Consider the following 13,128-nt stretch of genomic DNA (forward strand, 5'->3'; position numbering starts at 1 on the left):
TGTGAGGCATCGCTCTGCCTAGGCAACGGCCGTATGCCGGACAGCAGAGGGGGCGATAAATGACGGTTCTGTGGGTACTTGTCTGCAGGGCATTGCCTATTCTAAGTGGCTTCCCCCCACAGCCCTGCCAGAGACCCACCTACCGGAGAATCCTCGGGTAAGTCCACAGCAGCCACTCGTTCTTGTGCCGCCGCAAGCTGTGCGGGGTCGCCGCGCTCTATTTCCGGCTTTTGGCCTGGTGGATAGGCGCCGACCATGCAGAAATCGTCGTCCGCCTCCAGGCTGGCATGCCCAACGCCTGCTGGCAGCACCAGCACATCGCCTGGGTAAAGCATCAGCTCCTGGCCGTTTGGGCCACCCAGCCGTGCCCGGGCCTGCCCGCGGAAGATGCCCAGTGCTTCATGGGCGGTGGAGTGAAAGTGGTCAAAGTCATACAGGTGGTAGCGCCACGCAGGTGGCCAGCCGTGCTGTTTGAACATGCTTTCAAAGGTATCGGCCCGCTCCTCTGCATTGCTGATGTCGAGAACTTGACGATAAATCAGCACCGGTAGAGGGGAGTTGGGGTAGCCGGTCGCTGCATCGCTGTCGAGATGAAGTCGCTCTGGCTGGGGGATAGACATCCTTGCCTCCTCATTTCTCGTTGGGGGTGTGCTTTCAGCATGGTTTTTAAGCTTGGTTTTAAGAACGGTTTTAAGCACGTTTTTAAGAATAGTTTTTAATGCATGGTCGAGCAAACCGATAACAAACTGGCTAGGTGTTTAGTCGATTACCGCCCAGCAGCCTACCTACTCATTTTCTATTCGATTGCCATGATGGCATCAGTCGGTATCATATCGTGGGTGTTGTCCATCATTACGCCCTTATTACCGCGAGCTTCTATGACCCAATCTAAAACGCCTTTCATTGTGGTGCTGAGCCTGGCAATGACCATGATGCTGGGCCCGTTTTCCATGGATACGTATCTGCCAGCCTTCCCGGTCATCGGTGAATCGCTGGGGATTTCTCAGCAGGCGGTATCGTTGAGTGTTTCGGTGTATGTATTTGCGTTGGCGTTGGGTCAGTTGATCGGCGGTGCGCTTTCCGACCGCTTCGGGCGCCAGCGGGTGCTGATGAGCGGACTGGCGATTTTTGCGCTCTCAAGCATTGTCATTGGTATGGCGGATTCCTTGAACACCCTGCTCGGCGGGCGGGCAATTCAGGCCATTGGCGCTGGTTTGACTCTGGTGTCGGTACCGGCGTTAGTGCGCGACCGGGTGGCGGGCCGCGACGCCGCGAAGCTGTTCTCGATGATGGGCTTTATCATGGTGCTGGCGCCTGGAATCGCTCCGAGCGTAGGCAGCGCGATTCTGGCGCTGGGTTCCTGGCACTATATCTTTTTCGCCTTGGCGGTATACGCGGTGCTGCTGGTGCCGTTGCTGGTGCGGGTGATTTTTACCGGCACGGGCAAGGTGTCCCGCGCGAAGAGCCCTAAGATGAGCTTGCTGGCGCGCTATAAACTGGTGCTGACGACAAAGCCGGCCCTGCCGTTCATCGTTTGGCAGGCCGCCTCTTTTTCTACCCTGATGATGTTCATCACCTATGCGTCATTTATCTATCAGGGGCATTTCGGCCAGTCGCCTTCAAGCTTTTCAATGCTGTTTGCGGCGAATATCGTCGCGATGCTTATCTTCAACATTCTCAATCGAGTGCTGCTTTCCAGGCTACCGTCACTGCGTATCCTGCAGTTGGCAACGGGCTGTCAGGCAGTGGGCATACTATTGCTGGTGATGGCTGCCTTTATGGATTGGTCGCTTTACGCCTTCCTCGCCGCCATGATGCTGACAATCGGCGCGGTGGGGGCGATCTCGCCGAATATTCAGGCCTGCTTTTTGGAGTTCTTTCCCACCAGCAGTGGGACGGCCGCAGCGCTGCTGGGTGCCGCACAGTTCGGCATCGCTGGGATTCTGAGTGGATTGTCTGCACTGCTACCGCATACGCTTGAAGCGGTCATTTTGGCCATGGCCGCCTGTGGTTCGGTGGGGTATCTGATGCTTGCCCGCTCAATCATCAAGGGGCGCGCCGCTGTCGAGGCACACTGAGTCAGGCCTCCCATGCCGCCCGAGCGGTATCATCATCGGTTTGCCGGTGACGGGGTCTTCGATAACCCGGCTTTCCAGGCCAAATACCTCGCGCACCATCTGCTCGGTCAGAATCTCCCCCGGTGGGCCTGCCGCGTAAACCTTGCCTTTAGCCATGGCAACCAGTTGGTCGGCGTAGCGAGCGGCCAAGTTGAGTTCGTGGAGCACCATCACGATAGTGGTGCCGCGCTGTCGGTTTAGGTCGGTGAGCAGGTCGAGTACATCGACCTGGTGGTTGATATCCAGAAAGGTGGTGGGCTCATCCAGCAGCAGCACCTTGGTTTGTTGGGCCAGCGCCATGGCTATCCATACCCGCTGGCGCTGCCCGCCGGAAAGCTCGTCCACGTGGCGTTCGGCCAGCTCGCTCAGGTGGGTGGCGGCCAGGGCGTCGGCGACGGCTACTTCATCGGCCGCGCTCCAGCGTTTGAAAAGCCCCTGGTGCGGGTGGCGGCCCCGGCTGACCAGCTCGAGCACGCTAATGCCTTCCGGGGCGATGGGCGATTGCGGCAGAAACCCAAGTTGTTGTGCCAGCCGGCGGGTGGGCAGTTGGTGAATGGCGTTACCCTCCAGCAGCACGCTGCCCTGCGCGGGCGTCAGCAGCCGTGAAAGCACGCGTAAAAGCGTCGATTTTCCGCAGGCGTTGGCGCCCACAATGGCGGTGGTCTGGCCGGCAGGCACCGTCAGGTTAACGTCGTCCAGAATGGTGCGTTCCCCATAGCCTGCCACCAGGCCCTGGGCGAGTAGTGAGCAAGCGCTCATAGAGTGCCTCGGGTTTTGTTGTCGCGAAGTATCAGATAAACGAGATAGGGCGCGCCTAATACGCCGGTCACGATGCCGACCGGGTAGCGGGCGGGGAGCAGAAACTGGCCCGCATAGTCGCCTAACAGCACCAGTAGAGCGCCCACCAGCGCGGAAGGGATCAGCAGTGAGGCGTTGCGGCCCATCAGGCGGGCCGCAATGGGACCGGAAAGGAACGCCACAAATGCCACCGGGCCGGAAACGGCGGTGGCAAACGCCACCAGTGCCACAGCGGTGATGACCACGACAACCCGCGTAATAGCCAGGCGAACCCCCAGCCCGGCGGCAAGGTCGTCACCCATGCGTAGGGTTTCAAGGTCGCGGTGGCGGCTCAATAGCAGCCCGCCGAACAGGAGCAGGGCGATCAACAGCGGCAGCGCTTGATCCAGCTGAACGCCGTTGACGCTGCCAGTGAGCCAGCGCAGGGCTTCTTGCAGTGTCCAACTGGGTGCGCGCATTAAAAGATAGGCGGTAATACTTTGCAGCATCGCGGCCAGGCCAATGCCGATCAGAATCAGCCGTCCGCCGGTCACGCCCTGGCGCCAGGAGAGCGTGTAGATCAACATCGCCACGCCCAGCCCCGCAGCAATCGCCACCATCGAAACCGCCGGGCCGCTTAGCGAGAGCACCACGATGGCAAACACCGCCCCAGTGCTGGCGCCGGTGCTGATACCAATCATATCCGGGCTTGCCAGCGGGTTGCACAGCAGGGTCTGAAAGGCGATGCCGCCCAGGCCGAAGCAGGCGCCCACTAATACTGAAACCACCGCTCTGGGCAGGCGCAGCTCACGCACGGTGAAACCAGCGCCCGGCACCTCGGCGCCGCCAAGTATGCGTACCACCGTGGTTAGCGGCGTGAAGGACTGCCCCACCATCAGGGTTAACAGTACGCCTGCCAGTAGGCAAGCGCTAAGCACTGCAATCATGCGAGCGCGGTGCCTAGCGCTCGCCCTTCTAATATGTCGGAAATGGCTGATCGCGCTAAGAGGCGGCTGGTTCATAGCGAGCCTACCTTGCGGTTGCGCACAATCCAGATAAACACCGGTGCGCCGATAAAGGCTGTCACTATACCCACGTCCAACTCCGAAGGATGGGCGATCAGCCGCCCGGCCACGTCTGACAACGTCAGCAGTACCGCACCACCCAGGGCAGAGAAGGGCAGTAACCAGCGATAATCGCCGCCCGCTAGCAGGCGGCAGGCGTGGGGTACGACCAGCCCTACAAAACCAATCGGGCCGCACACCGCCGTAATCGGGCCGCACAGCAGTACCGCCCCCACTGCCGACATGGCCCTGGCCACGGCTACTTTTTCCCCCAACCCCGCTGCAGTGTCATCGCCCAGGGCCAGCATATTGAGTTTGCGCGCGGCGAGCAGGGTGATCACAAAACCCGTCACTAGAAAGGGCAGCACCGGAAGAAGCTGCTCATAGGTCGCGCCACCCACACCACCCACTAACCAGGATTGCACTAACCCGCTGATATCACCCCGTGGCAGCACCACGGCGGTAGCAAGCGAGCTAAGCGCGGCGGTGATGGCCGCCCCTGCCAATGCCAGCCTGAGCGGCGTGGCGCCGCCCTGGCCGAGGCTGGCTATGGCGTAAACCGCGCAGGCAGAGATAGCGGCGCCTGCAATGGCTGTCCAGATGTAGCTGGTCGTATCGTCAATACCGAACCAGGCAATGCCAATCACCACCGCCAGCGCCGCCCCGGCGTTAACGCCCAGAAGGCCGGGGTCGGCCAGCGGGTTGCGGGTCAGGCCCTGCATGACCCCACCGGAAATCCCCAGGGCGGCTCCGGCCAGCATGGCAAGCAACGTGCGCGGCAGGCGGCTGGCTACGGCAGCGTCACCAACGGTTGCTACCTGGCCGCTCAGCGCAGCGGCGATTTCCGGCCAGCCCACTTCCCGGGCCCCAAACGCCACAGAGAGCATGGCGGCAAGCCCGAGCAGAACAAGCAGCGCTGCGCCGCCAGACAACCGACGGGCAGCGTTGCGTTTGATACGAAGAGCGACCGAGCGATTAACGCTTGAGCCAGACGCCGGGCCGCTACCGTTGTGACTTGCGTGCGGCTTCTGAGAGCAGGTCTGCATAATCGTCCAGTAACCATGAGATCGACATGGGGGTAGGGTTGGCCGCTGTGCCCAGCGGGGTATTGCCGAGCATGACAATGGCGCCGTTTTCTACTACAGGCAGGCGGGAGGTAAGCGGGTGCGCGTTGAGCTGATCGATCAGCGGCTGACCGCCGTAGGTGACGAGAATATCCACATCGTTGAGCTCATCGATCAATTCAGAGCTGATTTCGCCAGCAAATTTACCGGGGGGAGAGTGCTGTTTGACGACTTCAGGCGAGGCCAGCCCCAGGTCATGGAAAAACCGCACCCGCGCGTCGTTGTCGGTGTAGAACGAAATGCGCCCTAGGTTGGTGGGGTCAAGGTGGGTCACGAACATGGCTGTCTTGCCCGCAAGGTTAGGATGGTCGGCGGCGGTATCGGCAATCTGTGTCTCGATTTGCTCGATGAGCGCCTGGCCATCCTCCGCCATGCCGAGCCCTGCGCTGTTCAGTTGAATCATAGCGCGCCAGTTGGTTGCCCAAGAGCCTTGGGGGTAGGCTACCACCGGGGCAATCTGGCTCAGGGTGGTGTAGTCCGCCTGGCTAAGCCCTGAGTAGGCCGCCAGAATCACATCGGGCTGGCTGGCAGCCACGGCTTCAAAATCAATCCCGTCGCCTTCGTCGAACAGGGCGGGGGGCGTGGCATCCAGCTCGTCAAGCCGGGCTTCCACCCAGGGCAGTAGCCCGTTGTCGTTGTCGTCACCAAAGTTGGCGGCCGCGAAGCCGACCGGTACCACGCCAAGGGCCAGCGGCACTTCGTGATTGGCCCAGGCCACGGTCGCTACCCGCTCGGGCTTCTCGGAAAGCACGGTGGTGCCCAGGGCATGTTCGATTTCAAGGGGATATTGCTGCGCGCCAACGGGCAAAGCGCCGAGGCTGCACGCAGCGATAAGCGCCACGTAAGCACTCAGACTTCTATGGAACAGAGCCATAGCCTTCTCCAAAAGCTTAAGACGTAAATGACGAATAATCCTCACTGCGTGGTAAGCACGCAGCGCCTAGATATATGACGGGTAGTCCGGGTGATGCATGACGTCACGGTGTATTGTAATTATTATCAAAAGTTCAACTAAATGATTGTGATTGACATTATCACTCTTGACTCGGGGATGCTAGCTTTGGATACTCTGCCGGCCTTTCAAAAGAGAATCACAAGGCGCGAGGGTAGGTTTATTCATTTCAAGGGATCTTCAACATGACTGATAGCAACAGCACAGTCCGGCGCAACGCAAGTCGGGTACGGTGGCAGCAGACCACTACCGCCATTCTGTGCGGCACAACGCTGGTGACTATTCCCATGCTCGGGAACGCTCAGGAAACCGGCGAAGGCAGTGACGATAACGAGGGATATCGCCTCGCCCCCATTATCGTCAACGCCCAGGCCTACGCTGATGATGATGCCAATTCGATAGTAGCTCAGGAGCTTTGGGTGGGTGGTAAGGTCGCCACCAGTATTCTTGATACACCTGCCTCAGTGTCGGTCATTACTGAGAAAGAGATTGAGCAGCGCAACGCCTCTACCACTGAGGAAGTGCTGCAATATACCCCCGGCGTCCTCACCGATTATTACGGCACCGATGACCGTAATGACTATTTTAAAATTCGCGGATTCCAGGCGACTACCTACCGTGACGGGCTGACGCTAGGCTCAATGCGCGGTGTACGCGAAGAGCCTTACGCCTACGAGCGCGTTGAAGTGTTGCGCGGTGCCAACTCGACGCTGTTTGGCCCGGCTGATCCCGGTGGTTCGGTCAACTTCGTAAGCAAGCGGCCACGCTTTGAGCGGTTTGGCGAGGGCTATCTCTCCTACGGTTCATTCGACGCGAAAGAGGCCGGTGTTGATGTGGGTGACACGCTGAACGCTGACGAGACAGTGGCCTACCGCTTTACCGGCACCCTCCGGGACAGCGACCGCGAATACGATCACTCCAAAGACAACAATGGTTTCTTGATGGGGGGATTGGCCTGGGAGCCGACGGAGTACACCTCAGCAAGCGTGATCTTCGATTACTTGAAGCGTGACGACACCCCCAATAGCGGTGGTTATCCGCTTGACCGGGAGTACGACCGCAGCGACTTCTTCGGCGAGCCTGGCTTCAACTATCACGATGTCGAGCGTACCAGCCTCACCGGGCAGCTCACCCATGATTTCAACAACGGCCTGACGCTGCGGGGTAATCTGCGCTATAGCGACCTGACCGACGATTTCGGATACGTCTATATCACTGACTCTGCGGCGCGAGTTGGCAGCGTGGTGGATCGCGACTATTTTGGTACCGACAACGAAGCTCAGGAGTTGATCGGCAACGCTATCCTGCAATACGACGCCCGCTTTGACCGGGTTGATAGCAGCACGTTGGTGGGTGTCGAGTATCGCGATGCTTCCACCGAAGATAGTTCGTTTTATGGCGATGCGACCTCCATTGATATCGCAAATCCCGTCTTTAGCGGTGCCCCGAGTAGCCTGAACGTTTATAGCAGCAATAAGCAGGACTTCACCACCGAGTCGGTTTTCCTGACTCAGAATTTGTCCTTTTATGACCGATTCATTGTGACAGCGGGTGTGCGTAACGACTCGATGGATGTCTCAAGCACCAATATGGATGGCGTTCGCGATTCCGATGACTTCTCTGAGACCTCATTTCGCGGTGCGCTGACCTATCGCGTCACCGACGAAATTTCCACCTATGTCAGCATGGTGGAGTCGGTCGCACCGCCCACGATTGGCGTCGAGCCCGAAAGGGGCGAGCAATACGAAATTGGTGCGAAATATTCTCCCTTTGGTACGAATGCGCTGTTTTCGGCGGCCATCTATGACCTAACCAGGGACGACGTCACCATCTCGGTTGTACAGGACAATGGCGTTATCGAGCGGGAAACCGTGGGTGAGTCCCGCGTACGGGGTCTTGATCTGGAAGCGAAAGCTGAGTTGACCGATAGCTTTAGCGTGGCCGGTGGTTACTCCTATATGGAGTCGGAAGTGGTACGCGACAGTAACACAGCCAGAGAGGGTAACGAGTTCACTGCAGCACCCAAACATACGGCGTCGCTGTGGGGCTACTATACCTTGCCAAGCCAGGAGTTGAGTGTTGGCCTCGGCGCCCGTTACATCGGCTCCTACTACTTTGATGTCGCCAATACGTCAAAAAGCAGTGCGGCAACGCTCTTCGATGCAGCCTTCAGCTATCAGCTCACCAAAGACGCCGATCTAGCCGTCAATGTCAGCAACTTGCTCGACGAGCAGCACGTGGTCGGTTCAAGCACCGCCGATTACTATAATCCGGGTCGCGAAATCAGTGCGAAAGTGAGCTATCGCTGGTGATGTAATTCCGCCTATATCCCAGAGGTAAAGCAACGTCAAAACGCCCCGACTTGAACATTCAAAGCGGGGCGTTTTTGGTATTTAGGCTTCTGTTAGGCCATCAACGATAAAAACGCGGTAGTCGGCACCTTGGAAACGGTGCTTGCGGGCTTCCTGGTAGGCGGGGCTTTGATACCAGGCACGGGCGGCAGCCATGTCGGGGAAGCGTAGAATGACCGCTCCTTCCATTGCGCTGCCTTCCAGTACTTCAAAATCGCCATAAAAAGCTAGCGGCTGTGGGTCGTGGCCTTCACGGGCGGCTTTTGCCTTCTCACCGTAGCGCTCCATTTCCTGGGCGTCGTGAGTGTGTTCTCGAGTCAGTACGACATAAGCGGGCATTAAATTCTCCTTACGTAACCATTAAAAAGCAGCGATAGCATATCATTAGCCCAAAACTGGGCTGCATGAGAAAAGCACAATCGACCATTACTCGGCTTTTGTAGGGCCATTGGCAGCGATACTTAGCGTTTGTTCAGTCGCGGGTACTACCACAGCTGCGGTTTCCAGCCGGTTTTTTTCCAGTGCCGCCAAGGCGATTTCATAACAATCGTCGATATGGCTGTTACCCATGTACTTCATGGCTGTAAAGCTAATACTGCCTGCCACGGCGCTGCCTACGAAGGGTACGAACTTAGCAACACCCTTTGCTGCTACCTTGCCAGCCATCTTATTCAGCAATACCACGATAAGCTTTCTGGTGATGTATTTGCCCGCCATCTTACTGCCGGTATTGGAAATGACCGTCATCACAAATAGCTTGGATTCTGTATCCAGGCTGTCGATCTGTTCAGGCGTTAAGCCAAATTTTTCATTAATTTTGGGGATTAAACGCATCAATATGGCGACGTCTGAACCAATGTCTAAGCCCGGTATGGGTATAACCGCAGTGCCAGCTGACAGGCTTGAACTCTTTGTCACCATCGAACGGCATGACTGTTTAATGGCTTCTAGCTCTTCCAGTGACTCGATCATATAAGATCCTTTTTTCACAAGTATTGCGCCATTCCTTGATGACGAGCTCATCGTGAGAATCAGCATGGTATCAACGCCAAGCTTTGTCACCTAACCAGTGCAATCGCTTCACGGCTGTCCATGCAGAATTCGTGAGAGTGAGGACTCTATATGGCGTTGCATTGCCGCTCGTGCCTTTGCCTCGTCTGCTTGGCGAATCGCTTCGATGATGTCGTTATGCTCTTCTGTGACCTGCTTGGATTGCAATATTCGCGGAAGATCGGACGTTTTTTGCCCGAGTTTGACGGAGAAGATAACCCCCGTTTGTAGAGCTAGCACCGAGCTAAGTAAAAATTTATTGCCGGACGTTTTAGCTATCTGTACGTGAAAGTCGAAGTCTTCCTGAGTGCCTTGGCCCCCGTTTTGATTGACTCTTCTTAAAATACGGCTCTTTTCCTCAATGCGCTCAATATCACTATCGTTACGCTTTGAGGCGGCCAGGGCCGCTGATTCCGTTTCAATTAGTAGCCGGAAGTCAAACAGCGCAATAAGGTCGCTGAAGTTATTAACAAAGTTTGGCGCATCGAGCGCTGTTGTGGGCCGGGCGACAACAAACAGGCCTGACCCTTGACGAGAGGCGACAAGACCTTCGTTTTTAAGTTGCGCAATCACTTGTCGCGTGGCGCTACGGCTAAGTTCATAGCGGCTTGCCAGTTCGGCCTCTGTTGGCAGGCGCGCTCCACGCAGATATTGCCCGCGAAGTATCCAGTTGCGCATATCTTCGTATAAGTCTTTAGTCTTTTCGACTTTTGTCTTTGTTGTCACGTTGTAAAACTCCTTACTTTGGCTGTTTTTATTTAAAAACATATATTTACATGTATTTTTAAAAGTTGATTATAAACAAATTGATAAATTTGTTTAGCCAGAGTGTACTGAGGTTGGTGATTCAAGCCATAAATAAGGAGACAACAATGCGTGCACGTCATCAACTTACAACACTGCTTTTAGCACTATCTATAGCGCCTTTCACTCAAGCGAATGATTTCGTTTTTGGCCATGTATACGAAGCGAGCCACAGTCACCACAAATGGGCCGAGTGGGCAGCTGATGAAATTGAAAAACGTAGTGAAGGTCGCCATCACATTGAAGTGTTCCCTTCCTCCCAGCTAGGTAATGAGGTTGAACTCAATGAAGGCCTCGGCTTAGGCACGCTGGATATTATCTATACCGGTAATGCTTTCGCTGGAAACGCTTATCCACCGATTGCGCTAGGCAGCGCTCCTTTCGTTTTCCGAGACTTTGATCACTGGATCGCCTATTCAAAAAGCGATCTCTTCAAAGAGCTTTCCCAAGGCTACGAAGAGAGCACTGGGCATGTGCCGCTTGGTTTGATCTATTTTGGCCAACGCCATGTGACTGCCAACAAGCCGGTGCTTACTCCCGAAGACATGCAGGGCATGAAAATTCGCGTGCCTGATGCGCCGCTGCTGCTGATGTTCCCAAGAGCCGTTGGTGCCAACCCTACTCCGATTGCCTTCTCGGAGGTCTATCTGGCGCTTCAGCAGGGCGTAGTGGATGGCCAGGAAAATCCGCTGCCGATCATTCGCGCGATGAAGTTTGAAGAAGTGCAGTCGGACATCTCGCTGACCGGCCATATCTATGACAGCCAGCCGATCATTATGAGTAGCAATGCCTGGTCGAGTCTTTCCGCCGAGGATCAGGCACTTTTCCGGGACGTCTTTCAGGAGGCTGCTGAACAGGGGAGCCTGGATATCCAACAGCAGGAGCAGGATCTGGTGCCCTGGTTCCAGGAGCAGGGAACCCAGGTACACGAGGTAGATCGTGAGGCGTTTGCCGAAGCGGTAAGGCCGAGCCTTACGGGTGAAGACGTAGGTTGGACGGCTGAGCAATACGAGCGCTTGGAGGCGATTGAGTGATGCAAGGGGATAAAGACACTCGTCAAGGTGAGGTGACGGCGATGTCAGTAGAGCCCGGCCGCGAAAGTGCGGCCGGAGGTGAATCTGGGCTATCGCACAATACTGTGACAGCGACACCACCGCCGAAATGGGTCTTCGAAGACCATGTAGCGCTTGGGATCATGATCCTGCTGGGAAGCGTGGTCTTTGCGCAGTTCCTGTCGCGCTATGTGTTCAATCATTCGATCGGCTGGACTGAAGAGGGTGCCCGCATGCTGCTGGTGCTGCTGGTGTTTATCGGCGCGGCTGGTGCTGCCTCGCGAGGGACTCACATCAACGTTGAGATTCTTGAGCTAATCGTGCCTGCAAAGGCAAAACGTTGGCTGCGTGGATTCAATAACCTGCTTAGCGCTGGGTTCTTCGTTTATGTGGCCTGGCTTGCCTGGCAGGTTGGACAGCGGGTATGGAATTCCAGCATGAGCACGCTGCCGATCTCGAAAGGTTGGCTTTACACCGTGATTGCCGCGGCCTGTGCGGCAATGGCATTGCGTATGGCCCGCCAGGCCATCGCCTGCTGGCGTGGCAAGGAGGAGAAATGATCATTCTGCTATTTGTAGCGCTGGCGTGCCTGCTGTTGATTGGGGCCCCCGTCGCGGTCGCGCTGGCCGGGTCGTCGCTGGTTTATCTGCTCGCCTCCGGCAAGATTCCGGACATTATTCTGATTCAGCGCATGGTGGGTGGGGTGGACAGCTTCCCACTACTGGCGGTGCCGTTCTTTATCCTGGCTGGCAACCTGATGAATGTTTGCGGTGTGACCGAGCGTATCTTCCGCTTCGCTGATTCAATGGTGGGATGGACCCGCGGCGGCCTGGGCCACGTTAATGTAGGCGCTTCGGTCATCTTTGCCGGCATGTCGGGCGCGGCCATTGCTGACGCTGGCGGCTTGGGTGCCGTTGAAATAAAGGCGATGCGTGATAAGGGCTATGACGTTGATTTTGCCGTTGGGATCACCGGGGCATCCTCAACCGTGGGCCCCATCATTCCGCCGTCGCTTCCGCTGGTGGTTTACGGGGTGGTGGCCTCTGCATCGATTGGCCAGTTATTCATTGCAGGCATTGTGCCTGGCCTGCTGATTGCGGCAATGTTGATGCTGATGGTCGCGGTTATCTCGCACCGACGCGGTTACCCGGTGGGTGAGCGCTTTTCTGTGGCGCGCCTGCTGTCGTCATTTATGCATGCGGCCCTTTCGCTCATGATCCCGGTGATCATCGTGGGAGGCATCGTTCTGGGGATATTCACCCCGACCGAGAGCGCTATTGCCGCTGTGGCTTATGTGCTGGTATTGGCAACGCTGGTATACCGTAGCGCTGGCTGGCGCCAGATCATTACGGTATTTCGTGAAACCATCGAAATGACCTCAGTGGTGCTGTTGATCGTTGCCGCCTCGTCAATTTTTGCCTGGATTCTTACCCGCGAAGGCGTGCCAGCGGCGTTCGCAGAATCGGTAATGGCGGTGGCCGATAACCCGATTGTCATTCTTCTGCTGATCAACCTGATTCTCTTGATCGTTGGCTGCTTCATGGAAACCGTGGCAGCGATCACCATCCTGACACCTGTACTGCTGCCGCTGGCCGTCCAGGCAGGGGTCGATCCTGTTCAGTTCGGCATCATCATGGTGCTCAACCTGATGATCGGGCTTTTGACACCGCCGGTGGGGCTGGTCCTGTTTATTCTGGCGCGGATTGCCGATATCTCTTTCCCCCGTGCGGTTAAGGCCACGCTGCCCTTTATCGCGGCACTGTTAGTGTCGCTTTTGCTGATCACCTTTATTCCCGCTTTGACGCTATGGCTGCCTAGCCTGATCTAGTTTGGAGAC

The 13,128-nt window shown here is 56.8% G+C and carries 13 protein-coding genes; 5 read left to right on the forward strand and 8 right to left on the reverse strand.

What is annotated here, in order from left to right:
* Positions 1-101: 101 nt before the first annotated feature.
* Positions 102-620 carry a cupin domain-containing protein gene (locus tag KF947_RS15755; RefSeq protein WP_227404407.1) on the reverse strand — a complete coding sequence of 173 codons (519 nt, stop codon included), beginning with the start codon at positions 618-620 and terminating at the stop codon, positions 102-104.
* A gap of 258 nt (positions 621-878) precedes the next feature.
* On the opposite strand from KF947_RS15755, the gene KF947_RS15760 reads away from it, so the two are divergent.
* Positions 879-2,078, forward strand: a complete 1,200-nt coding sequence (locus KF947_RS15760) for a multidrug effflux MFS transporter (protein ID WP_227404408.1) — start codon at positions 879-881, stop codon at positions 2,076-2,078.
* Here KF947_RS15760 and KF947_RS15765 read toward each other — a convergent pair.
* The 4 genes from KF947_RS15765 to KF947_RS15780 all read right to left on the reverse strand — a co-directional run bounded on the left by KF947_RS15765 (position 2,040) and on the right by KF947_RS15780 (position 5,956).
* Entirely contained in the window at positions 2,040-2,876 is an 837-nt protein-coding gene (locus KF947_RS15765) for an ABC transporter ATP-binding protein (protein ID WP_227404409.1), read from the reverse strand. The genes KF947_RS15760 and KF947_RS15765 overlap by 39 nt on opposite strands.
* Positions 2,873-3,841: a FecCD family ABC transporter permease gene (locus tag KF947_RS15770; RefSeq protein WP_227404410.1), complete on the reverse strand. Its 969-nt coding sequence runs from the start codon at positions 3,839-3,841 to the stop codon at positions 2,873-2,875. The genes KF947_RS15765 and KF947_RS15770 overlap by 4 nt, the downstream gene beginning before the upstream one ends.
* A gap of 71 nt (positions 3,842-3,912) precedes the next feature.
* Positions 3,913-5,004, reverse strand: coding sequence for a FecCD family ABC transporter permease (locus KF947_RS15775; protein ID WP_227404411.1), 1,092 nt, complete (start codon positions 5,002-5,004; stop codon positions 3,913-3,915).
* Positions 4,961-5,956, reverse strand: a complete 996-nt coding sequence (locus KF947_RS15780) for an iron-siderophore ABC transporter substrate-binding protein (RefSeq protein WP_227404412.1) — start codon at positions 5,954-5,956, stop codon at positions 4,961-4,963. The genes KF947_RS15775 and KF947_RS15780 overlap by 44 nt, the downstream gene beginning before the upstream one ends.
* 263 nt (positions 5,957-6,219) lie before the next feature.
* On the opposite strand from KF947_RS15780, the gene KF947_RS15785 reads away from it, so the two are divergent.
* Positions 6,220-8,346, forward strand: coding sequence for a TonB-dependent siderophore receptor (locus KF947_RS15785; protein ID WP_227404413.1), 2,127 nt, complete (start codon positions 6,220-6,222; stop codon positions 8,344-8,346).
* A gap of 81 nt (positions 8,347-8,427) precedes the next feature.
* Here KF947_RS15785 and KF947_RS15790 read toward each other — a convergent pair whose 3' ends face one another.
* The 3 genes from KF947_RS15790 to KF947_RS15800 form a co-directional block, all read right to left on the reverse strand.
* Positions 8,428-8,724: a DUF1330 domain-containing protein gene (locus tag KF947_RS15790; protein WP_133733013.1), complete on the reverse strand. Its 297-nt coding sequence runs from the start codon at positions 8,722-8,724 to the stop codon at positions 8,428-8,430.
* A gap of 87 nt (positions 8,725-8,811) precedes the next feature.
* Positions 8,812-9,357 carry a hypothetical protein gene (locus tag KF947_RS15795; RefSeq protein WP_227406307.1) on the reverse strand — a complete coding sequence of 182 codons (546 nt, stop codon included), beginning with the start codon at positions 9,355-9,357 and terminating at the stop codon, positions 8,812-8,814.
* 108 nt (positions 9,358-9,465) lie between these two features.
* Entirely contained in the window at positions 9,466-10,203 is a 738-nt protein-coding gene (locus tag KF947_RS15800) for a FadR/GntR family transcriptional regulator (protein WP_227404414.1), read from the reverse strand.
* Between the two features lie 104 nt (positions 10,204-10,307).
* Here KF947_RS15800 and KF947_RS15805 point away from each other — a divergent pair, with 104 nt between their 5' ends.
* From KF947_RS15805 to KF947_RS15815, 3 genes are read left to right on the forward strand one after another with little or no spacing between them, the layout of a single operon-like run.
* Positions 10,308-11,273, forward strand: coding sequence for a sialic acid TRAP transporter substrate-binding protein SiaP (locus tag KF947_RS15805; RefSeq protein ID WP_227404415.1), 966 nt, complete (start codon positions 10,308-10,310; stop codon positions 11,271-11,273).
* Positions 11,273-11,851 carry a TRAP transporter small permease gene (locus tag KF947_RS15810; protein WP_227404416.1) on the forward strand — a complete coding sequence of 193 codons (579 nt, stop codon included), beginning with the start codon at positions 11,273-11,275 and terminating at the stop codon, positions 11,849-11,851. The genes KF947_RS15805 and KF947_RS15810 overlap by 1 nt, the downstream gene beginning before the upstream one ends.
* Positions 11,848-13,119: a TRAP transporter large permease gene (locus tag KF947_RS15815; RefSeq protein ID WP_133733018.1), complete on the forward strand. Its 1,272-nt coding sequence runs from the start codon at positions 11,848-11,850 to the stop codon at positions 13,117-13,119. The genes KF947_RS15810 and KF947_RS15815 overlap by 4 nt, the downstream gene beginning before the upstream one ends.
* The last annotated feature ends 9 nt before the right edge of the window (positions 13,120-13,128 follow it).

The organism is Halomonas sp. FeN2, from assembly GCF_020595105.1.
Classification (GTDB): domain Bacteria; phylum Pseudomonadota; class Gammaproteobacteria; order Pseudomonadales; family Halomonadaceae; genus Vreelandella; species Vreelandella neptunia.

Excerpts from the sequence above, each read along its gene's own strand:
- KF947_RS15755 (WP_227404407.1), bottom strand. The coding sequence starts at position 620 with ATGTCTATCCCCCAGCCAGAGCGACTTCATCTCGACAGCGATGCAGCG.
- KF947_RS15760 (WP_227404408.1), top strand. The coding sequence starts at position 879 with ATGACCCAATCTAAAACGCCTTTCATTGTGGTGCTGAGCCTGGCAATG.
- KF947_RS15765 (WP_227404409.1), bottom strand. The coding sequence starts at position 2,876 with ATGAGCGCTTGCTCACTACTCGCCCAGGGCCTGGTGGCAGGCTATGGG.
- KF947_RS15770 (WP_227404410.1), bottom strand. The coding sequence starts at position 3,841 with ATGATTGCAGTGCTTAGCGCTTGCCTACTGGCAGGCGTACTGTTAACC.
- KF947_RS15775 (WP_227404411.1), bottom strand. The coding sequence starts at position 5,004 with ATGCAGACCTGCTCTCAGAAGCCGCACGCAAGTCACAACGGTAGCGGC.
- KF947_RS15780 (WP_227404412.1), bottom strand. The coding sequence starts at position 5,956 with ATGGCTCTGTTCCATAGAAGTCTGAGTGCTTACGTGGCGCTTATCGCT.
- KF947_RS15785 (WP_227404413.1), top strand. The coding sequence starts at position 6,220 with ATGACTGATAGCAACAGCACAGTCCGGCGCAACGCAAGTCGGGTACGG.
- KF947_RS15790 (WP_133733013.1), bottom strand. The coding sequence starts at position 8,724 with ATGCCCGCTTATGTCGTACTGACTCGAGAACACACTCACGACGCCCAG.
- KF947_RS15795 (WP_227406307.1), bottom strand. The coding sequence starts at position 9,357 with ATGATCGAGTCACTGGAAGAGCTAGAAGCCATTAAACAGTCATGCCGT.
- KF947_RS15800 (WP_227404414.1), bottom strand. The coding sequence starts at position 10,203 with ATGTTTTTAAATAAAAACAGCCAAAGTAAGGAGTTTTACAACGTGACA.
- KF947_RS15805 (WP_227404415.1), top strand. The coding sequence starts at position 10,308 with ATGCGTGCACGTCATCAACTTACAACACTGCTTTTAGCACTATCTATA.
- KF947_RS15810 (WP_227404416.1), top strand. The coding sequence starts at position 11,273 with ATGCAAGGGGATAAAGACACTCGTCAAGGTGAGGTGACGGCGATGTCA.
- KF947_RS15815 (WP_133733018.1), top strand. The coding sequence starts at position 11,848 with ATGATCATTCTGCTATTTGTAGCGCTGGCGTGCCTGCTGTTGATTGGG.